Origin of the sequence: Streptomyces purpureus (assembly GCF_014648195.1) — a bacterium.
Classification (GTDB): Bacteria; Actinomycetota; Actinomycetes; order Streptomycetales; family Streptomycetaceae; genus Streptomyces; species Streptomyces purpureus.
This window is the reverse complement of the sequence record NZ_BMQQ01000009.1, coordinates 110976-130592: the sequence shown is the minus strand read 5'-3', so window position 1 is coordinate 130592 and position 19617 is coordinate 110976. Positions and strand designations below refer to the sequence as shown.

Below are 19617 nucleotides of genomic sequence, written 5' to 3'. Positions count from 1 at the left end.
GGTCTCCCCCGGGAAACACAGCATCTCGCGAGGACGGCGAACAAGGAGGTCGGCGACGTGCTCTGGGTCCCGGGCGGGGAGCGCTGACAGCCACCCCGCCGCCCCGCTAGCGCTCCACTCGGACCGGTTCGCGGTCCTCGTCGGGGGTCGGGTTCGGGTCCTTCTTCGGCCAGATCGCGTAGGTGAGCGCGATCAGGCCGTGGATGGCGGCCGCCTTCCAGGCCCCGGACATCCAGCTCTGCAGCGAACCGGTACGGCTCGCGTCGTCCACGTACCAGATCGCGATCTGGAGCAGGGCGGTCGCGACCGCGGCGCCGAGGAGGGTGCCGAGCCAGAGCTTGCCCTCGTAGGCCGCCCGGGCCATGCCGTACTTCGGCGGCCGCCACGGCACCGGGCCGCCGCCGAAGCGGTGCGCGGCGTGGCGGTCGAGCCACTTCACCGTGCGGTGGCCGTGACCGACGGTGTAGCCGATGTAGAGCGCGGCCAGACCGTGCTTCATGCTCGGCTCGGCGCCGTTCTTCAGGTCGATCGCGGTGACGACCAGCAGCAGGACCTCCAGCAGCGGCTCGCACAGGAGCAGGGCCGCGCCGGTCCGGACCATCTTGAGCAGGTACCGGACGGCGAGTCCGGCCGCCAGCAGCACCCAGAAGCCGACCTCGCAGATCACGATCAGGGCGACGATCACGGGGGCTCTCCTTTCGTACGGTCCAAGCCTCCCGTCGCCGTGGCCGCGCCGCGTCGTCATCAGTGACGAGCCGCGACTGCATCCTTCGATGTACCGCCGGCTCCGACCGGGCGGGGACAGACGCGCCGGGCCGGTGCGTGTTTGATGGGTGGGTGACTCTGCCCCGCCCTCACCGCGACGACGTGTTCATCGCCGCCGGCGGCCTCATCGGCGGACTGCTGCTGTGGGCCGTCGGGCTGCACACCCAGGGCGGCCGGCTCTTCCCCGCGCACTGGGTGGCGCTGGTGCCGCTGGCCGTGATGGCCGGGCTTGAGCTGCTGCGCCGGACGATGCCCCGTACAGCCCTTGTCGCCGGCACGCTGGCGATCGTGGCGGACCAGTTCACCACCGGCAGCGTGGCGACGGTCCTGATGTTCACGGACATCGTCTACGCGGCGGTGGTGTACGGCACGCCGGCCTCCGCCCGGCGGATCCCGGTCACCACCGGACTGATCAGTGTGGCGGCGACCATAGGTTACGTGGCCTGGTACCGCGACCCGGAGGCGCTGCTCGTCGGCATGGTCGTCGGTCTGGTCTCCTTCGCGCCCGCCACCACCGGCGCCCTGGTGCGCGCGCACCGGCAGGCGGCGGAGACGGCGACGCTGCGCGCCCAGCAGACCGCGCTGCTCGCCGAGATGGACCGCACCCAGGCGGTGACGGCGGAGCGGGCCCGGATGGCCCGGGAGCTGCACGACATGGTCGCCAACCATCTGTCGGCGATCGCCATCCACTCCACGGCCGCGCTGTCGATCGACGACGAGGCCACCACCCGGCAGGCGCTGAACGTGATCCGGGAGAACAGCGTCGAGGGGCTCGCCGAGATGCGGCGGCTGATCGGGCTGCTGCGGGACAGCAGCGGCGACGCGGAGCCGGCCGCCTCCCCCACGCTCGCCGGCGTGGACGCGCTCCTCGCGCAGGCCATGGCCAACGGCGCCTCCAGCGGGCTGACGTTCACGTTGGACGACGCTCGCCGGCCCCGGCAGGAGCCGCTGCCCGCCCCGGTCGAGCTCGCCGCGTACAGGATCGTGCAGGAGTCGCTGACCAATGCCCTCAAGCACGCCCCGGCCGGTCCGGTCACGGTGACCCTCGGCCAGGACGACCGGGCTCTGACCGTACGGGTGACCAGCACCTTCGGCGACCGGCCGGGGCCGCGGGCGCCGGGGTCGGGGGCGGGTCTGGTCGGCATGCGGGAGCGGGTGGCCCTGCTCGGCGGGGTCTTCGAGGCGGGCCCGGTCACCGCCGCCGACGGCGTGAAGATCTGGCAGGTGCGGGCGGAGCTGCCCGCCGAGGAGAGGACGCCCAAGCCATGACGATCCGGGTGGTGGTCGCCGAGGACCAGAGCGCGGTGCGCGCCGGTCTGGTGCTGATCCTGGGGAGCTCGCCGGAGATCGAGGTGGTGGGTGAGGCGGCGGACGGGGAGCAGGCCGTGGAGCTCGCCCGCGAGCTCCGTCCCGACCTCGTGCTGATGGACATTCAGATGCCCCGGATGGACGGGGTGAGCGCGACCCGGCAGGTGGTCGCCGAGGGGCTTGCCGACGTGCTCGTGCTGACCACGTTCGATCTGGACGAGTACGTCTTCGGGGCGCTGCGGGCGGGGGCTTCGGGGTTCCTGCTGAAGAACACCGACGCCAAGGAGCTGATCGAGGCGGTACGGACGGTGGCGCGCGGCGAGGGTCTGATCGCCCCGGCGGTGACCCGGCGGCTCATCGCCGAGTTCGCGGCACCGCGGCCCGTACGCTCCCCCGACGCGCCGGATCCCGCAGTGCTCGACGTCCTGACGCGCCGGGAGCGCGAGGTGCTGTCGTGCCTGGGGCAGGGTCTGGCCAACGCGGAGATCGCGGTGCGGCTGGAGATGGCGGAGGCAACCGTCAAGACGCATGTCAGCCGGTTGCTGGGCAAGCTGGAGCTGCGCAGTCGGGTCCAAGCGGCTGTCCTGGCGCAGGAGTTGGGGGTCTGACCCCTTAACCTCCCCCAGTCGCACCATCTATGGTCTGGACCTATTGACGATTGGTCCAGACCTTCCTACGCTCACGGCGCGCACAGTTCACGGACCCAACCCCCACCTTGCCCGTCCGCAACTTGAGGAGCACAGTTGAGCACTCAAGCCTCCGTGCACCAACCACGCTTCAGATCCCGGGTCGCTGCCGGGCTGACCGCGCTGCTGCTGCCGCTCGCCGCGATGGTCGGTCTGGCCACCCCCGCCGAGGCCGCCGAGTCGGCCACCGCCACGTACACCAAGGTCTCCGACTGGGGCAGCGGCTTCGAGGGCAAGTGGACGGTGAAGAACACCGGCACCACGACCCTCAGCGCCTGGACCGTCGAGTGGGACTTCCCCGCCGGTACCGCCGTCACCTCCGCCTGGGACGCCACCGTCACCAGCTCCGGCACCCACTGGACCGCCAAGAACGTCGGCTGGAACGGCACTCTCGCCCCGGGCGCCACCGTCTCCTTCGGCTTCAACGGCACCGGCGGCGGCTCCCCCTCCGGCTGCAAGATCAACGGCGCCTCCTGCGACGGCGGCTCGCAGCCCGGCGACGCCCGGCCGAGCGCCCCCGGCACCCCCGTCGCCTCCGACATCACCAACACCTCGGTCAAGCTGACCTGGACCGCCGCCACCGACGACAAGGGCGTCAAGAACTACGACGTCCTGCGCGACGGCGCCAAGGTCGCCACGGTCACCGGCCTGACCTGGACCAACACCGGTCTGACCGCCGGCACCGACTACACCTACACGGTCCAGGCCCGGGACACCGCCGACCAGACCGGCCCGGTCAGCGGCGCCGCGTCGGTCCGTACCACCGGAGGCGGCACGGGCCCCGGCCCGAGCTCCACGGTCAAGCTGGGCTACTTCACCAACTGGGGCGTCTACGGCCGCAACTACCACGTCAAGAACCTGGTGACGTCCGGCTCCGCGTCGAAGATCACGCACATCAACTACGCCTTCGGCAACGTCCAGGGCGGCAAGTGCACCATCGGTGACGCCTACGCCGACTACGACAAGGCCTACACCGCCGACCAGTCCGTCGACGGCAAGGCCGACACCTGGGACCAGCCGCTGCGCGGCAACTTCAACCAGCTGCGCAAGCTCAAGGCGCAGTACCCGCACATCAAGGTGCTGTGGTCCTTCGGCGGCTGGACCTGGTCCGGCGGCTTCGGCCAGGCCGTGCAGAACCCGGCCGCCTTCGCCCAGTCCTGCTACGACCTGGTCGAGGACCCGCGCTGGGCCGACGTCTTCGACGGCATCGACCTGGACTGGGAGTACCCCAACGCCTGCGGTCTGTCCTGCGACACCAGCGGACCGGCCTCCTTCAAGAACATGATGCAGGCCATGCGCGCCAAGTTCGGCACGAAGAACCTGGTCACAGCGGCCGTCACCGCCGACGCCTCGGCCGGCGGCAAGATCGACGCGGCCGACTACGCGGGCGCGGCGCCGTACATGGACTGGTTCAACGTCATGACGTACGACTTCTTCGGCGCGTGGGCGGCCAAGGGCCCGACGGCCCCGCACTCCCCGCTCACCTCCTACCCCGGCATCCCGCAGGCGGGCTTCAACTCCGCCGAGGCGATCGCCAAGTTCAAGGCGAAGGGCGTCCCCGCCGCCAAGCTGCTCCTCGGCATCGGCTTCTACGGCCGCGGCTGGACCGGCGTGACCCAGAAGGAGCCCGGCGGCACCGCCACCGGACCGGCGCAGGGCACGTACGAGCAGGGAATCGAGGACTACAAGGTCCTCAAGAACTCCTGCCCGGCTGGGGGCACCTCCCAGACGGAGTCTGGGGGAGGCACCGTCGCCGGCACCGCCTACGCCCACTGCGGCACCAACTGGTGGAGCTACGACACCCCCGCCACGGTCACGTCCAAGATGGGCTGGGCCAAGAACCAGGGCCTGGGCGGCGCCTTCTTCTGGGAGTTCAGCGGTGACACCAGCAACGGCGAGCTGGTCAGCGCCATCAACAGCGGCCTGAGGTAGCGGCCACGGATCAGCGGGGGCGGCGCAGCACGCCGTCCCCGCTGTACTCCACATGGTGCGGGACCACCCGGCAGGCGTCGCCGAGCACCGCGACCGCCGCCCGGTAGTCCTTCTCCGTCTCGACGTCGTACAGCCGCACCGGCGGGTGCGGCTGTACGCGTTCCGCCCAGTGGAGCAGCTCGGCCGGCCGGCCGGGGGCGCTGACCGTCAGCGTCGCCGGGTCGGCCATCAGTCCGTCCCCGGTCGCCTTGAGGACCGCCTCCTTGCGCGCCCAGTACCGGATGAAGGCGGCGCGCCGCTCGGACTCCGGCAGCCGGTCCAGCTCCGCGCGCTCGACGGCGGCGAGGACGTTCAGCGGCAGCTCGCCCCGGGTCGTGGCCTGCTCGATGTCGACGCCGACCGGTCCGGTGTACGTCAGCGCGACGGCCACCATCTCCCCGGAGTGCGACAGCGACAGTTCGAGCGGGGAATCCGGCAGGCCGGGCTTGCCATGCGGACGGTCGGGCGTCCCGTCGCAGTGGTGGCAGACCGTGGTGAAGACGATCCCCGCGGGGTCCGTGCCCAGCTGTGCGGCGGTCACCTGGCGCAGCAGGGCGTGCGCCGTCAGATACAGCGCCCGCGGTTCGTCCCGCAGGAACGCGTCGTAGCGGGCCCGCTCCCCCTCGTCGAGCAGGGCGAGCAGGGCGGGAGAGGGTACGGAAACGGCCCTGGCGGTCCACACATGGCACTCACCGGGCCGTACGACTGCTACGGGGTCGCTCACGCGACGTTGACCCTCTGTCCGGGCGGCGCCGCCTCGAGCCAGGCCAGGAAGCCGGTGAGCGCGTCCTCGCTCATGGCCAGCTCCACCCGGGTCCCCTGGTGGAGACAGCCCAGCACCACGGCGTCGGAGAGCAGCGCGAGCTCCTCCTCGCCCTCGGGCATGCGGCGGGCCAGCACCTCGATGGACGAGCGCTCCAGGACGCGGCGGGGGCGGGGCGCATACGAGAAGACCCGGAACCAGCCGATCCGGTCACCGCTGTAGCGGGCGACGCCGTACACCCAGCCCTTGCCGGACGGGTCGGGTTTCTCGGGGACGTTCCAGCGCAGACTGCAGTCGAAGGTCCCGCCGGAGCGCTGGATCAGCCGCCGCCGCAGTCCGAAGACGAAGAGCCCGATCACCACCAGTGCGACTACCAGGCCGCCCACGAGCAGAGCGAGGAACATCTTCACCGACCTCCTCGCTTCGTCCCGTAACCGTCATACACAGTGGATCTGCATCGCCTCAGCCGCGACACGGTCTGGAAAATTCCAGTCGTGCCGCGGCTGAGGTTCAAACTCTCGGTGCGGAGCGCCTTAGCGCACCGCGACCGCGCGCAGCCGGACATCGGCGCGGCGCTCGGCGGCCGCGTCCGACTCGGACTTCGCTCGCTCCAGCGCACGCTCGGCGCGCTGGGCGTCGATCTCGTCCGCCAGCTCGGCGATCTCCGCGAGCAGCGACAGCTTGTTGTCGGCGAACGAGATGAATCCGCCGTGCACGGCGGCGACGACAGTGTCGCCCTCGCTCGTACGGATGGTCACCGGGCCCGACTCCAGCACACCGAGCAGCGGCTGGTGGCCGGGCATGACGCCGATGTCGCCGGAGGTGGTACGCGCGATGACCAGGGTGGCCTCGCCGGACCAGACACTCCGGTCCGCGGCGACCAGCTCGACGTGCAGCTCAGCAGCCAAGGGTGGCTCCTCGGGTCACCACCCGGCGGAAGTGCCGGGTGTTGGGTCATAAGTCTAGTAGGGCCGCGGGCACCGATGCGCCGGGCCATGCCCCTGGGCCTTACGGCCGGGGGCGTGCCGAGGGGGGCGGGGCGAACCCGCCCCCCTCGAAGAGAGCACGGGGTCAGGAGACGCCGAGCTCCTTGGCGTTGGCCTTGAGGTCCTCAATGCCACCGCACATGAAGAACGCCTGCTCGGGGAAGTGGTCGTACTCACCGTCGCAGATCGCGTTGAACGCGGCGATCGACTCGTCGAGCGGCACGTCCGAGCCGTCCACGCCGGTGAACTGCTTGGCGACGTGGGTGTTCTGCGACAGGAAGCGCTCCACACGACGGGCGCGGTGGACAACGAGCTTGTCCTCCTCGCCGAGCTCGTCGATACCGAGGATCGCGATGATGTCCTGGAGGTCCTTGTACTTCTGCAGGATTCCCTTGACGCGCGTGGCGGCGTCGTAGTGGTCCTGCGCGATGTAGCGCGGGTCCAGGATCCGGGACGTGGAGTCCAGCGGGTCCACGGCCGGGTAGATGCCCTTCTCGGAGATCGGACGGGAGAGAACCGTCGTCGCGTCGAGGTGGGCGAAGGTGGTGGCCGGGGCCGGGTCGGTCAGGTCGTCCGCGGGGACGTAGATCGCCTGCATCGACGTGATCGAGTGACCACGCGTCGAGGTGATGCGCTCCTGCAGCAGACCCATCTCGTCGGCCAGGTTCGGCTGGTAACCCACCGCGGACGGCATACGGCCGAGCAGGGTGGACACCTCGGAGCCGGCCTGGGTGTACCGGAAGATGTTGTCGATGAAGAAGAGCACGTCCTGCTTCTGCACATCGCGGAAGTACTCCGCCATGGTCAGACCCGCCAGGGCGACGCGCAGACGGGTGCCCGGGGGCTCGTCCATCTGACCGAAGACCAGGGCGGTCTTGTCGATGACGCCCGAGTCGGACATCTCCTCGATGAGGTCGTTGCCCTCACGGGTACGCTCACCGACGCCCGCGAACACCGACACACCGTCGTGGTTGTTGGCGACGCGGTAGATCATTTCCTGGATCAGAACGGTCTTGCCGACACCGGCACCACCGAACAGACCGATCTTTCCACCCTTGACGTACGGAGTGAGAAGGTCGATGACCTTGACGCCGGTCTCGAACATCTCGGTCTTCGACTCGAGCTGGTCGAAGGTGGGCGCCTTGCGGTGGATCGCCCAGCGCTCGCCGATGTTGGCGTTCTCCTCGGGAACGTTCAGCACCTCACCGAGGGTGTTGAACACCTTGCCCTTGGTGAAGTCGCCGACCGGGACGGTGATGCCGTCGCCCGTGTCGGTCACCGGGGCCTGGCGGACCAGACCGTCGGTGGGCTGCATCGAGATCGCGCGGACCAGGCCCTCGCCCAGGTGCTGGGCGACCTCGAGGGTCAGCGTCTTGAGCGCGCCGTCCTCGGCCGGGTCGGCGACCTGGACGGTCAGCGCGTTGTAGATCTCCGGCATCGCGTCGACGGGGAACTCCACGTCGACGACCGGGCCGATGACCCGGGCGACGCGGCCCGTGGCGGCGGCCGTCTCAACAGAGGTCGTCATTACTTGTCACTCCCCGCGGTCGCGTCGGCCAGGGCGCTGGCGCCACCGACGATCTCGCTGATTTCCTGGGTGATTTCGGCCTGGCGGGCCGCGTTGGCAAGCCGGGAGAGGCTCTTGATGAGCTCCCCGGCGTTGTCGGTCGCCGACTTCATCGCGCGGCGGGTGGCGGCGTGCTTGGAGGCAGCGGCCTGGAGCAGCGCGTTGTAGATCCGGCTCTCGACGTAGCGCGGCAGGAGGGCGTCGAGGACGTCCTCAGCCGACGGCTCGAAGTCGAACAGCGGAAGGATCTCGCCCTTCGTCCCCGACTCCTCCGCAGCCTTCTCGAGGCTGAGCGGCAGCAGCCGGCTCTGCACGGGGGTCTGCGTGAGCATCGAGATGAACTCGGTGAACACGATGTGGAGCTCGTCCACACCGCCCTCGGCCGTGTCCTTCTCGATCGCCGCGATCAGCGGCGCCGCGACAGCCTTGGCGTCCGCGTACGTCGGGTTGTCGGTGAAGCCCGTCCACGACTCCGTGACCTTGCGCTCACGGAAGCCGTAGTACGCCACACCCTTGCGGCCGACGATGTAGGCGTCGACCTCCTTGCCCTCGCCGCGGAGGCGCTCGGTGAGCTCCTCCGCCGCCTTGATGGCGTTGGACGAGTAGCCGCCCGCGAGGCCGCGGTCGCTCGTGATGAGCAGAATCGCGGCACGCGTCGGGTTCTCGGCCTCGGTGGTGAGGGCGTGGTTCGTCGTCGACCCCGTCGCCACCGCGGTGACCGCGCGGGTCAGCTCGGTCGCGTACGGCGTGGAGGCCGCCACCTGGCGCTGCGCCTTGACGATGCGCGAGGCGGCGATCATCTCCATCGCCTTGGTGATCTTCTTGGTCGCGGTGACGGACTTGATACGACGCTTGTAGACCCGGAGCTGCGCTCCCATGAGTCAGGTCCCTTCCGTCGTTACTTGGCCGTGCTGACCGGAGCGTCCTCGCCCAGAAGCTTGCCGTCCGAGGTCTCGAACTGCTGCTTGAAGGCGGCGATCGCGTCGGCGACGGAGGTGAGGGTGTCGTCCGACATCTTGCCGCCCTCGGCGATGCTGGTCAGGAGGTCCTTGCGCTCGCGGCGCAGGTACTCCAGCAGCTCGGCCTCGAAACGACGGATGTCGGCGACCGGGACGTCGTCCATCTTGCCGGTGGTACCGGCCCAGACGGAGACGACCTGCTCCTCGACGGGCATCGGCATGTACTGGCCCTGCTTCAGCAGCTCGACCATGCGCTTGCCGCGCTCCATCTGAGCCTTGGAGGCCGCGTCCAGGTCGGAACCGAAGGCGGCGAACGCCTCCAGCTCGCGGTACTGGGCGAGGTCCACGCGCAGACGGCCGGAGACCTGCTTCATGGCCTTGTGCTGGGCGGAGCCACCGACACGGGAGACCGAGATACCGACGTTCAGGGCCGGACGCTGACCGGCGTTGAACAGGTCGGACTCGAGGAAGCACTGACCGTCGGTGATGGAGATGACGTTGGTCGGGATGAACGCCGACACGTCGTTGGCCTTGGTCTCGACGATCGGGAGACCGGTCATCGAACCGGCGCCCATCTCGTCGGAGAGCTTGGCGCAACGCTCCAGCAGACGGGAGTGCAGGTAGAAGACGTCACCCGGGTACGCCTCACGGCCCGGCGGGCGGCGCAGCAGCAGGGACACGGCGCGGTAGGCGTCGGCCTGCTTCGAGAGGTCGTCGAAGATGATCAGGACGTGCTTGCCGTCGTACATCCAGTGCTGGCCGATGGCCGAGCCGGTGTACGGGGCGAGGTACTTGAAGCCGGCCGGGTCGGACGCGGGGGCGGCGACGATCGTCGTGTACTCGAGCGCGCCGGCCTCCTCCAGGGCACCGCGCACGGACGCGATGGTGGAGCCCTTCTGGCCGATGGCGACGTAGATGCAGCGGACCTGCTTCTTCGGGTCGCCGGAGCGCCAGTTGTCACGCTGGTTGATGATCGTGTCGACGGCCAGCGCGGTCTTGCCGGTCTGACGGTCGCCGATGATCAGCTGACGCTGACCACGGCCGATCGGCACCATCGCGTCGACGGCCTTGTAGCCGGTCTGCATCGGCTCGTGCACCGACTTACGCGCCATGACGCCCGGGGCCTGCAGCTCCAGGGCGCGACGGCCTTCGGTCTCGATCTCGCCGAGGCCGTCGATCGGGTTGCCGAGCGGGTCGACGACGCGACCCAGGTAGCCCTCGCCTACACCGACGGAGAGAACCTCACCGGTGCGCTGCACCGGCTGGCCCTCCTCGATACCGCTGAACTCGCCGAGAACGATCGCACCGATCTCGCGCTCCTCGAGGTTGAGGGCGAGACCGAGGGTGCCGTCCTCGAACTTCAGCAGCTCGTTCGCCATGGCCGAGGGAAGACCCTCGACCTTCGCGATGCCGTCGCCGGCCAGGCTGACCGTGCCGACCTCCTCGCGCGAGGCCGCGTCCGGCTTGTACGACTGGACAAAGTTCTCCAGCGCGTCCCGGATCTCCTCCGGCCGGATCGTGAGCTCCGCCATCTGGGTTCCCTGCTCTCCTTGTTGGGCCCGAAGTTTCTTTGGGGGTCTGGGGGCCGACCCCCAGGAATCTTCTGCAATCTCTGCACGGCCCAACCGGGCCGCTGGTGATGCTTGTTGAGTTGGTGCCGACGCGGAGCGTCAGCCGGCGAGCCGTCGGGACGCCTCTTCGAGGCGCTCCGAGATGGTGCCGTTGATGATCTCGTCACCGACGCGCACCGAGATCCCGCCGAGGACCGCCGGGTCCACGTCCAGGTTCAGGTGCATCTGGCGCCCGTACACCTTGGCCAGCACGGCGCCGAGGCGCTGCTTCTGCCCGTCGGTCATGGGCACCGCCGTGGTGACGACGGCGACCATGCGGTCCCGGCGCGCCGCGGCGAGCTTGGACAGGGACTCGAGTCCCGCTTCCAGGCTACGTCCCCGGGGCTGGGTCACCAGACGGACGACCAGGCGCTCGGTGACCGCGTCGGCCCGGCCGCCGAGCAGGCTGCGCAGCAGCTCACCCTTGGCGGACGCCGCCGCGGCCCGGTCGGTCAGCGCCGAGCGGAGCTCGGTGCTGGAGGCGACGATCCGGCCGAACCGGAACAGCTCGTCCTCGACGCTGTCGAGCACACCGGCCTGCTGCGCCGCGGTGAGGTCGGCGATGTTCGCCAGCTCCTCGACCCCGTCGACCAGGTCGCGCGACTGCGACCAGCGGGAACGGACCATGCCGGAGACCAGGTCGACGGTCTCGCCGCCCACCTGACCGCTGAGCAGTCGCCGGGCCAGCTCGGCCTTGGCCTCACCGGCCTGCGCCGGGTCGGTCAGGACCCGACGCAGCGACACCTCGCGGTCGAGCAGCGCGGTAACGGCGGCCAGCTCCTGTGCGAGGTTCGCCGCGTCGACCGAGGTGTTGTCGGTCAGCGCGTCGAGACGCCCGCGCGCGGCAGCCAGTGCCTCGCGGCTCGCTCCGTTCATCGGGCGGCCTCGGCCTTCTCCTCGAGCTCGTCGAGGAAGCGGTCGATGGTGCGGCTCTGGCGGGCGTGGTCCTCGAGGGACTCGCCGACCAGCTTGCCGGCCAGGTCGGTGGCGAGCTTGCCCACGTCCTGACGCAGCGCGGTCGCCGCGGCCTTGCGGTCGGCCTCGATCTGGGCGTGGCCGAGAGCGATGATCTCGTCGCGCTGGCGCTGGCCTTCCGCCTTCATCTCCTGGATGAGAGCGGTGCCCTGCTCCGTGGCCTCCTGGCGAAGACGCGCGGCCTCGTGGCGGGCCTCGGCGAGCTGAGCCTTGTACTGCTCCAGCACGCTCTGAGCCTCGATCTTGGCCGCCTCGGCCTTCTCGATGCCGCCCTCGATGGCCTCGCGGCGCTGCTCCAGAACCTTGTTGATGTTCGGAAGGAGCTTCTTGGCGAGGAAGCCGAAGACGATGACGAAGGCGATCAGGCCGATGACGAGCTCGTCGAGATGCGGGACGAGAGGATTCTGAGGCTCCTCCGCCTGCGCAAGAAGCAGAGCGTTCACATCAGTGCCTTCCGTGAAAGGGGTTGGGCTGTCGGTCCGGCTTACTTGTAGACGAAGCCCATGACGATGCCGATGAGGGCGAGCGCCTCACAGAAGGCGAAACCCATGATCTGGTTGGTACGGATCAGGCCGGCAGCCTCGGGCTGGCGGGCAAGGGCCTGGGTGCCGTTACCGAAGATGATGCCGACGCCGACGCCGGGGCCGATGGCGGCGAGGCCGTAGCCGATCGCGGAGACGTTACCGGAGACGGCGTTCTCGGCGGCGAGGGTCTGGAGAGCGGACATGCCGGTTCTTCCTTCTCTTTCAATGTCCCGGTGGGGGTTGGCCACCGGACGAATGCGGGTCTTGGGGAATGGAGCTGGCTCAGTGGTGCTCGGAGAGCGCGCCCTGTACGTAGCTGGAGGCCAGGAGCACGAAGACGTACGCCTGCACGGCCTGGATGAAGAGCTCGAAGGCGGTCATCACGATGACCATCACGAACGAGGCACCGGCGTAGACGAAGCCCAGGCCGTTCATGAGGTACCAGGTCGCCAGGGAGAACATGACGATCAGGAGGTGACCGGCGAACATGTTCGCGAACAGTCGGACCGCGTGCGTGAAGGGGCGGATGATCAGGTTCGAGAAGAACTCGAGGACCATCACGACCGGCAGGATCGGGCCGAGGTTCTTGTCGTAGCCGAGGATGTTCTTCCAGCCGCCGACGAAGCCGTGCTTCTTGAAGGTCAGGCTGATCCAGAGCACGTAGACGATCAGCGCGAGAGCGGCCGGGAAGGCGATCAGCGAGGTGACCGGGAACTGCGCGAGCGGGATGATGGACCAGAGGTTCATGATCCACACGAAGAAGAAGAGCGACACCATCAGCGGGACGTACTTCTCGCCGTCCTTCTTGCCGATGATCTCGTAGACAATGCCGCGACGCACGAAGTCGTAGCCGGCCTCGCCGATCATCTGAACCTTGCCCGGGACCATCTTGGGCTTGTTGAAGGCGGCCCAGAAGAAGCCGACGACCACGAGCGTGCTGATCAGCGCGAGCAGCATCGGCTTGGTGAAATCGAAGCCGCCGATGGTGGCGATGGGCTCGTACAGGAAGGTGTGGAGGCCCGGCGCCGGGAAACCACATCCGGAGAAGATGTGGCAATCGGGGTCGAAGGCAAGCGTCTGGTCAGCACTCACCGCGGGCTCCTTCAGCGTGGCGCATAGGTACGGCAACCTCGTTGTGTCGGCGCGGCACGCAGCCGCGGGTCGGCACTGGACTGGTCTTACGGATAAGGGGGCGGCGGTTCGGCTTCGAGCCTCGCGCTGGGACAGGCGTCAGCTCGGATGCCCGCGCCCGCAGTGCCGCAGTTGGCACCGGACGATAGCAGGATCCCGAACGGGCATTTATCCCGGCCCTACCCTTCACTTCGACGAACCCGTCTTCTCGGGCTTCTCACCCTTCGCGGCTTCGGAATCGACGTACATGATCTTCGCGGTCATGTACGCGCGCGCCTGAGCGGCGATCCAGACAATGGTCGCCGCGAGCAGGGTGAATCCGAAGGCCTTGAAGTTGAACCACGTCGTGTTCTTGAGCAGGGCCATCAACATGAAGAGCAGCAGCAGTTGGGCCGTGTAGAGCATGAGCCCCATGGCCTGGAACAGCTGCGGAAGAGACTTTGCGGTCCGCTGGAGCACCACGAGACCGATTCCCATGAAGAGGATCACCACCACCGTCCCGGCGACGGCCCCGAGCGCCCCCTTGCCGCCGGCGACCACACCGCTGATCACAGCGGCGACCGCGCCGGTGACTGCGGAGGGTACGGCGGCGTAGAGAAGGGTGCGGGCGTCGTTGGACGGCATGGCGGCATCTCCGCTTGCTGGTGGGGGCAGTGGTGTCGTCATGGACGAGCGTATGCCCGGTCCGAGGCGTGATCTCGGGGCCAAGGGACCGTCGCACTACGGCCCTTCGGCTCTGTCGCCGGGTCTCGTGAACCGTATCACAAACTATTTGAATAGGTCTTTACCCAGGGGTGTGCTGACTCTCACACATGAGAGTGACCCTGCGCGTGTGTGCAGGAAATCGAGGCGCCTTGTCTGGTAATGCGGCGGATCGCCGCATTCGTCAACTGGGCGTGCCCGCCTTACGCCGGTCCGTGAACCGGGACCGGTGACCGATGGCGGTCGCCCCATTGACCCCGGCGGGCACAGGGGTGCGCTCCTCCACCGGGGCGGCGGAGGCGGCCGGGGATCCGGCCGCCGGTTCCGTGGCGGCGAAGCGATGCCTGCGGTAGCGCGGCGGTACGAAGGATTCCGCCCAGCGCGGGGCCTGCGGCGTGAACCGCGGCAGCAGCAGGAGCACCAGTCCGGCGGCGCTCAGCACGACGATCAGCAGCACGATCCACATGGACGCCGAGTGGACCGAGTAGGCGAGCGTGCCGAAGGCGATCAGCGCCGACCAGAAGTACATGATCAGGACGGCCCGGCTGTGGGAGTGGCCGATCTCCAGGAGCCGGTGGTGGAGGTGGCCGCGGTCGGCTGCGAACGGCGACTGCCCGTGCCAGGTCCGGCGCACGATCGCAAGGATCAGGTCGGCGACCGGGATCGCGATGATCGTCAGCGGCAGCACCAGCGGGATGAAGACGGGCAGCGCCGCGTGGGTGGCCTCACGGGTGGAGCCCTCGAAGATCTTCAGGGCGTCCGGGTCGACCTGGCCGGTGATCGAGATGGCGGAGGCGGCGAGGATCAGCCCGATCAGCATCGAGCCGGAGTCGCCCATGAAGATCCGGGCCGGGTGCATGTTGTGCGGCAGGAACCCCAGGCACATGCCGATGAGCAGGACCGCGAAGAGCGTGGCGGGGGCTGCGGCCTCGATGGTGTAGCCGAACCAGATCCGGTACGCGTACAGGAAGAAGGCTCCGGCGGCGATGCAGGTCATGCCCGAGGCGAGGCCGTCGAGACCGTCGACGAAGTTGACCGCGTTGATGGTGATGACGACCAGCGCGACGGTGAGGAGCGTGCCCTGCCACTGGGTGAGGGCGACGGTGCCGACGCCGGGGATGGGCAGCCACAGGATGGTCAGACCCTGCATCACCATCACACCGGCCGCGATCATCTGCGCGCCCAGCTTGATCAGGGCGTCGATCTCGAACTTGTCGTCAAGGACGCCGATCAGCCAGATCAGGGCGGCGCCGGAGAGCAGCGCGCGGGGCTCGTTGGAGAGGTCGAAGACACTGCTGAGGTTCTCCAGGTGCGAGGCGACCAGCAGACCCGCGCACAGCCCGAAGAACATGGCGATGCCACCAAGCCGCGGTGTCGGTTCTCGGTGTACGTCTCGCGCGCGGATCTCCGGCATCGCCCCGGCCGCGATGGCGAACTTCCGCACCGGACCGGTCAGCAGGTAGGTCACCGCAGCCGTGACACAGAGCGTCAGCAGGTAATCACGCACGGGCTGCCCCACAGGAATCGCTGGCCATCTCAGCCCCACACCCTAGCTGTGCCGTCCATGTGCTCAAGGACATCGGGGGCGGGGCGATGGTTGCACGGCCCGTTTCCCTACCGTCCGTACGGAGGAAATCGCCCGGCAAGATCACGTACGTCGGCGCGGACGCGGGCCGCCTCGGCGGGGTCCTCGCTCAGCGCCGCGGTGAAGAGGGTGGCGACCTTCGCCATCTCGGCCGGGCCCATGCCCTGGGTGGTCACCGCGGCGGTGCCCAGGCGGATGCCGCGCCCGTCCCCGTAAGGCAGGGCGCAGGTGTCGAGGACGACGCCGGCGGCGGCGAGCCGCAGCCGGGCGAGGCGGCCGTCGATGCCGAGCGGGGAGGGGTCGGCGGTGATCAGGTGGGTGTCGGTGCCGCCGGTGGTGAGCGCGAAGCCCTCGGCGGCGAGGCCGGCCGCGAGGACCCGGGCATGATCCACCACCTGATGGGCGTACGCGGAGAACGCCGGTGTTGCCGCCTCTCCGAAGGCGACGGCCTTGGCGGCGATGGTGTGCATCTGGGCGCCGCCCTGGGTGAAGGGGAAGACGGCCCGGTCGATGCGCTCGGCGAGCTCGGCGCCGCACAGGATCAGTCCGCCGCGGGGGCCGCGGAGCACCTTGTGGGTGGTCGCGCAGACGACGTCCGCGTACGGCACGGGGCTGGGCGCGGCGCCGCCGGCGATCAGGCCCATGGGGTGGGCGGCGTCGGCGATCAGATAGGCCCCGACCTCGTCGGCGATCTCCCGGAAGAGGGCGTAGTCGATGTGGCGGGGGTATGAGATCGAGCCACAGACGATGGCCTTGGGGCGGTGGGTGCGGGCGAGGGTGCGGACCTGGTCGTAGTCGATGAGGCCGGTGCCGGCGTCGACGCCGTAGGGCACGAAGTCGAACCAGCGGCCGGAGAAGTTGGCGGGCGAGCCGTGGGTGAGGTGGCCGCCGAAGGCGAGTCCCATGGCCAGAACGGTGTCTCCGGGCCGGAGCAGCGCGGCGTAGGCGGCGAGGACGGCGGAGGAGCCGGAGTGGGGCTGGACGTTGGCGTGTTCGGCGCCGAAGAGGGCTTTGGCGCGGTCGACGGCGATGCGTTCGGCGGCGTCGACGAACTCGCATCCGCCGTGGTGGCGGGCGCCGGGATAGCCCTCGGCGTACTTGTTGGCGAGGGGCGAGCCGAGGGCGGCGAGCACGGCGGGGGAGGCGAAGTTCTCGGCGGCGATGAGCTGCAGGCCGTCGGCCTGGCGCCGTACCTCGCCGAGCATCACATCGGCGATCTCCGGGTCCTGCCGTCGCAGGGCGTCGAAATCCGGACCGTAGGGGGTGGCACGCACATCGTGGGAGGCGGCAGCGGGAGCAGCGGTGACCGGCATCTTGGCTCCAGGCGTGGGCTGGGCTTCAGCTCCAATGTAGGCGCGTGGCGACCCGGATGCGCGGTAGTACGGCGATCCGGGTGCACGGCTGGTTTTCGGCCACCGCGCCCCGGCCTTGGTCAGGTTCGCGCAGATACGCCGGTCAGCGCGGTCACCACCGGATCCAGCGCCTGGTTGATCTCGTCCCCGATCGAACGGAAGAACGTGATGGGCGCCCCGTAGGGGTCGTTCACCTCGTCCGCCTCCGCGCTGGGCGCCAACAGCCATCCCCGCAGCGCCGCCGCCGCACGCACCAGCGCGCGGGCCCGCTCGACCATGCCGTCGCTCAGGGGGTCCGGCAGCGTCGCGGGGTCTATGGCGCGGACCAGGCGGGTGAATTCCTTGAGGGTGAAGGTCCGCAGGCCCGCCGAGTGGCCCATCGAGATGACCTGGGCGCGGTGGTCGCGGGTCGCCGTGAGGACCAGGTCCGCGCGGATGACGTGTTCGTCGAGGAGTTCGCGGCCCACGAAGCCGGTCGCGTCGGCGCCGAAGTCCGCGAGGACGATCTCGGCGTTGGCCTCCATCGGGGCGCCCTCGTGGCCCCAGGTGCCGGCGCTCTCCACGATCAGGCCGCCCGCGAGGGGATCGCCGCCCAGGCGGTGGCTCAGGGCATGGCGGGTCAGCCGCTCGGTGATCGGCGAGCGGCAGACGTTGCCGGTGCTGACGTGGAGGATGCGGAAGGAGTTGTCGTACCCCGCTATGCCACGCCCCTCAGGGGCGGTCACAGCGCTGGTCCTCGGTTGTGCGCTCCGCTCACGGGGCCACCTCGAGGTCGGGTACGACCTTCCGGAGCTCGTCCGCGTCCAGGGCACCGGCGCGCAGCAGCACCGGCACCTTGCCGGTGACGTCGACGATCGAAGAGGGCACGATGCCCGGGGTCGGGCCGCCGTCCAGGTACACGGAGACGGAGTCGCCGAGCATCTCCTGCGCGGCGTCGCAGTCCTCCGGCGCCGGGTGTCCGGTCAGGTTGGCGGAGGAGACGGCCATCGGGCCGACCTCGGTGAGCAGCTCGATGGCGACGGGGTGCAGCGGCATCCGGATGGCGACCGTGCCACGGGTGTCCCCCAGGTCCCACTGGAGGGACGGCTGGTGCTTGGCGACCAGCGTCAGCGCGCCCGGCCAGAAGGCGTCGACGAGCTCCCACGCCTGCTCGGAGAAGTCGGTGACCAGGCCATGCAGGGTGTTCGGGGAGCCGATGAGGACCGGGGTGGGCATGTTCCGGCCGCGCCCCTTCGCCTGCAGCAGATCGGCGACCGCCTCCGAGGAGAAGGCGTCCGCACCGATGCCGTACACGGTGTCGGTGGGGAGCACGACGAGCTCGCCACGGCGGACGGCCGACGCGGCCTCACGCAGGCCCGTCGTACGGTCCGTCGCGTCGTTGCAGTCGTATCGCCGAGCCATCAGCGGGCCTCCTGGTACACGGTACGGGTGGTCACGGCGTCGCCTTGCGGGCCGTGGCGAAGCGGGGGCGGTTGTTCAGGTCCGGGTGGTCGGCTGCGTCGGCCCAGCCGGCCTCCTCGTTGAAGATCCACGGGACCTGGCCGCCCTGGGTGTCGGCGTGCTCGATCACGACGAGCCCGCCGGGCCGCAGCAGGCGGTGCGCGGTGCGCTCGATCCCGCGGATGGTGTCGAGGCCGTCCTCGCCGGAGAAGAGAGCCATCTCCGGGTCGTGGTCGCGGGCCTCGGGGGCGACGTACTCCCACTCGGTGAGCGGGATGTACGGCGGGTTGGAGATGACCAGGTCGACCTGGCCGTCGAGCTCGGGAAGGGCGCTCAGGGCGTCGCCCTGGTGGACGGTGACCCTGGACCCCTCGGCGTTCTTCCGCGTCCACACCAGCGCGTTGTCGGAGAGCTCCACCGCGTGCACGCGCGAGCGCGGCACCTCCTGGGCCATGGCCAGGGCGATGGCCCCGGAGCCCGTGCAGAGGTCCACGATGAGCGGCTCGACGACGTCCATGGCGCGCACGGCGTCTATGGCCCACCCGACGACCGACTCGGTCTCCGGGCGCGGCACGAAGACACCGGGCCCGACCTGGAGCTCCAGATAGCGGAAGAAGGCACGTCCGGTGATGTGCTGGAGCGGTTCACGCGCCTCGCGGCGGGCGATGGTCTCCCAGTACCGCGCGTCGAAGTCCGCGTCCTTGACCGTGTGCAGCTCCCCGCGCCTGACGCCGTGCACGAACGCGGCGAGCTCCTCCGCGTCGTTGCGCGGCGAGGGCACGCCGGCGTCGGCCAGCCGCTGGGTGGCCTGGGCCACTTCCGCGAGCAGCAGGTTCACGCTGGTCCTCCGTACGGGGAATGTGGCTTACGCGGCGGCGAGCTTCGCCGCGGAGTCGGCGTCGACGCAGGCCTGGATGACGGGGTCGAGCTCTCCGTCGAGCACCTGGTCCAAGTTGTACGCCTTGAAGCCGACGCGGTGGTCCGAGATGCGGTTTTCCGGGAAGTTGTACGTACGGATCTTCTCTGAGCGGTCGACCGTACGAACCTGGCTGCGGCGGGCGTCGGCGGCCTTCGACTCGGCCTCCTCCTGGGCCGCGGCGAGCAGCCTGGACCGGAGGATACGCATGGCCTGCTCCTTGTTCTGGAGCTGGCTCTTCTCGTTCTGGCAGGAGGCGACGATGCCGGTCGGCAGGTGGGTGATGCGAACCGCGGAGTCGGTGGTGTTGACGGACTGGCCGCCGGGGCCCGAGGAGCGGTAGACGTCGATGCGCAGGTCGTTGGCGTGGACCTCGA

The 19617-nt window shown here is 69.6% G+C and carries 21 protein-coding genes; 3 read left to right on the top strand and 18 right to left on the bottom strand.

The window, feature by feature from the left end; translation table 11 throughout:
* Window positions 1-106: 106 nt before the first annotated feature.
* Window positions 107-685, bottom strand: coding sequence for a hypothetical protein (locus IEZ01_RS14265; protein ID WP_019889518.1), 579 nt, complete (start codon window positions 683-685; stop codon window positions 107-109).
* A 152-nt stretch (window positions 686-837) separates the two neighbouring features.
* On the opposite strand from IEZ01_RS14265, the gene IEZ01_RS14260 reads away from it, so the two are divergent.
* The 3 genes from IEZ01_RS14260 (at window position 838) to IEZ01_RS14250 (ending at window position 4691) form a co-directional block, all read left to right on the top strand.
* Window positions 838-2034, top strand: a complete 1197-nt coding sequence (locus IEZ01_RS14260) for a sensor histidine kinase (protein WP_019889517.1) — start codon at window positions 838-840, stop codon at window positions 2032-2034.
* Window positions 2031-2681 carry a response regulator gene (locus tag IEZ01_RS14255; RefSeq protein WP_019889516.1) on the top strand — a complete coding sequence of 217 codons (651 nt, stop codon included), beginning with the start codon at window positions 2031-2033 and terminating at the stop codon, window positions 2679-2681. The genes IEZ01_RS14260 and IEZ01_RS14255 overlap by 4 nt, the downstream gene beginning before the upstream one ends.
* Before the next feature lie 222 nt (window positions 2682-2903).
* Complete coding sequence (locus IEZ01_RS14250) at window positions 2904-4691, top strand: glycoside hydrolase family 18 chitinase (protein ID WP_040875672.1); 1788 nt, start codon at window positions 2904-2906, stop codon at window positions 4689-4691.
* A 10-nt stretch (window positions 4692-4701) separates the two neighbouring features.
* Here the strand turns inward: IEZ01_RS14250 and IEZ01_RS14245 are convergent, their stop codons facing one another.
* From IEZ01_RS14245 to IEZ01_RS14165, 17 genes are all read right to left on the bottom strand, one after another.
* Complete coding sequence (locus IEZ01_RS14245; protein WP_189201960.1) at window positions 4702-5454, bottom strand: 4'-phosphopantetheinyl transferase family protein; 753 nt, start codon at window positions 5452-5454, stop codon at window positions 4702-4704.
* Entirely contained in the window at window positions 5451-5897 is a 447-nt protein-coding gene (locus tag IEZ01_RS14240; protein ID WP_028797985.1) for a DUF2550 domain-containing protein, read from the bottom strand. Before IEZ01_RS14240 ends, IEZ01_RS14245 begins: the two co-directional genes overlap by 4 nt.
* Before the next feature lie 129 nt (window positions 5898-6026).
* On the bottom strand, window positions 6027-6401 hold the full coding sequence (locus IEZ01_RS14235) for a F0F1 ATP synthase subunit epsilon (RefSeq protein WP_019889510.1): 375 nt from the start codon (window positions 6399-6401) through the stop codon (window positions 6027-6029).
* A gap of 163 nt (window positions 6402-6564) precedes the next feature.
* Entirely contained in the window at window positions 6565-8007 is a 1443-nt protein-coding gene (gene atpD / locus IEZ01_RS14230) for a F0F1 ATP synthase subunit beta (protein WP_019889509.1), read from the bottom strand.
* A complete protein-coding gene (locus tag IEZ01_RS14225; protein WP_019889508.1) occupies window positions 8007-8924 on the bottom strand; it encodes a F0F1 ATP synthase subunit gamma in 918 nt (305 codons plus the stop codon). Before IEZ01_RS14225 ends, atpD begins: the two co-directional genes overlap by 1 nt.
* A 20-nt stretch (window positions 8925-8944) precedes the next feature.
* Window positions 8945-10537, bottom strand: coding sequence for a F0F1 ATP synthase subunit alpha (atpA, locus tag IEZ01_RS14220; RefSeq protein ID WP_019889507.1), 1593 nt, complete (start codon window positions 10535-10537; stop codon window positions 8945-8947).
* A 138-nt stretch (window positions 10538-10675) separates the two neighbouring features.
* Window positions 10676-11491 carry a F0F1 ATP synthase subunit delta gene (locus IEZ01_RS14215; protein WP_019889506.1) on the bottom strand — a complete coding sequence of 272 codons (816 nt, stop codon included), beginning with the start codon at window positions 11489-11491 and terminating at the stop codon, window positions 10676-10678.
* On the bottom strand, window positions 11488-12033 hold the full coding sequence (locus tag IEZ01_RS14210; protein WP_019889505.1) for a F0F1 ATP synthase subunit B: 546 nt from the start codon (window positions 12031-12033) through the stop codon (window positions 11488-11490). Before IEZ01_RS14210 ends, IEZ01_RS14215 begins: the two co-directional genes overlap by 4 nt.
* 41 nt (window positions 12034-12074) lie before the next feature.
* Window positions 12075-12317 carry an ATP synthase F0 subunit C gene (gene atpE / locus IEZ01_RS14205; protein WP_019889504.1) on the bottom strand — a complete coding sequence of 81 codons (243 nt, stop codon included), beginning with the start codon at window positions 12315-12317 and terminating at the stop codon, window positions 12075-12077.
* Between the two features lie 79 nt (window positions 12318-12396).
* The gene (gene atpB / locus IEZ01_RS14200) at window positions 12397-13206 is read right to left on the bottom strand and encodes a F0F1 ATP synthase subunit A (RefSeq protein WP_019889502.1); all 810 of its coding nucleotides are present in this window, start codon (window positions 13204-13206) and stop codon (window positions 12397-12399) included.
* A 225-nt stretch (window positions 13207-13431) separates the two neighbouring features.
* On the bottom strand, window positions 13432-13869 hold the full coding sequence (locus IEZ01_RS14195) for a Cg1360 family ATP-synthase-associated protein (protein WP_019889500.1): 438 nt from the start codon (window positions 13867-13869) through the stop codon (window positions 13432-13434).
* Between the two features lie 262 nt (window positions 13870-14131).
* Complete coding sequence (locus IEZ01_RS14190) at window positions 14132-15454, bottom strand: MraY family glycosyltransferase (RefSeq protein ID WP_019889499.1); 1323 nt, start codon at window positions 15452-15454, stop codon at window positions 14132-14134.
* 107 nt (window positions 15455-15561) lie between these two features.
* On the bottom strand, window positions 15562-16845 hold the full coding sequence (gene glyA / locus IEZ01_RS14185) for a serine hydroxymethyltransferase (protein ID WP_019889498.1): 1284 nt from the start codon (window positions 16843-16845) through the stop codon (window positions 15562-15564).
* 119 nt (window positions 16846-16964) lie between these two features.
* A complete protein-coding gene (locus tag IEZ01_RS14180; protein ID WP_019889497.1) occupies window positions 16965-17609 on the bottom strand; it encodes an arsenate reductase/protein-tyrosine-phosphatase family protein in 645 nt (214 codons plus the stop codon).
* A gap of 28 nt (window positions 17610-17637) precedes the next feature.
* Entirely contained in the window at window positions 17638-18285 is a 648-nt protein-coding gene (locus IEZ01_RS14175) for an L-threonylcarbamoyladenylate synthase (protein ID WP_019889496.1), read from the bottom strand.
* A gap of 31 nt (window positions 18286-18316) precedes the next feature.
* A complete protein-coding gene (gene prmC / locus IEZ01_RS14170; RefSeq protein ID WP_189201958.1) occupies window positions 18317-19162 on the bottom strand; it encodes a peptide chain release factor N(5)-glutamine methyltransferase in 846 nt (281 codons plus the stop codon).
* A gap of 27 nt (window positions 19163-19189) precedes the next feature.
* The coding region (locus tag IEZ01_RS14165) for a peptide chain release factor-like protein (RefSeq protein ID WP_308427169.1) at window positions 19190-19617 on the bottom strand (428 nt) is incomplete at its 5' end.

Bases quoted from the DNA above. Each gene is read 5' to 3' on its own strand.
- IEZ01_RS14250 (WP_040875672.1), top strand. From the start codon at position 2,904: ATGGTCGGTCTGGCCACCCCCGCCGAGGCCGCCGAGTCGGCCACCGCC.
- IEZ01_RS14215 (WP_019889506.1), bottom strand. From the start codon at position 11,491: ATGAACGGAGCGAGCCGCGAGGCACTGGCTGCCGCGCGCGGGCGTCTC.
- glyA (WP_019889498.1), bottom strand. From the start codon at position 16,845: ATGCCGGTCACCGCTGCTCCCGCTGCCGCCTCCCACGATGTGCGTGCC.
- IEZ01_RS14255 (WP_019889516.1), top strand. From the start codon at position 2,031: ATGACGATCCGGGTGGTGGTCGCCGAGGACCAGAGCGCGGTGCGCGCC.
- IEZ01_RS14195 (WP_019889500.1), bottom strand. From the start codon at position 13,869: ATGCCGTCCAACGACGCCCGCACCCTTCTCTACGCCGCCGTACCCTCC.
- atpA (WP_019889507.1), bottom strand. From the start codon at position 10,537: ATGGCGGAGCTCACGATCCGGCCGGAGGAGATCCGGGACGCGCTGGAG.
- IEZ01_RS14240 (WP_028797985.1), bottom strand. From the start codon at position 5,897: ATGTTCCTCGCTCTGCTCGTGGGCGGCCTGGTAGTCGCACTGGTGGTG.
- IEZ01_RS14175 (WP_019889496.1), bottom strand. From the start codon at position 18,285: ATGGCTCGGCGATACGACTGCAACGACGCGACGGACCGTACGACGGGC.
- atpD (WP_019889509.1), bottom strand. From the start codon at position 8,007: ATGACGACCTCTGTTGAGACGGCCGCCGCCACGGGCCGCGTCGCCCGG.
- IEZ01_RS14225 (WP_019889508.1), bottom strand. From the start codon at position 8,924: ATGGGAGCGCAGCTCCGGGTCTACAAGCGTCGTATCAAGTCCGTCACC.
- atpE (WP_019889504.1), bottom strand. From the start codon at position 12,317: ATGTCCGCTCTCCAGACCCTCGCCGCCGAGAACGCCGTCTCCGGTAAC.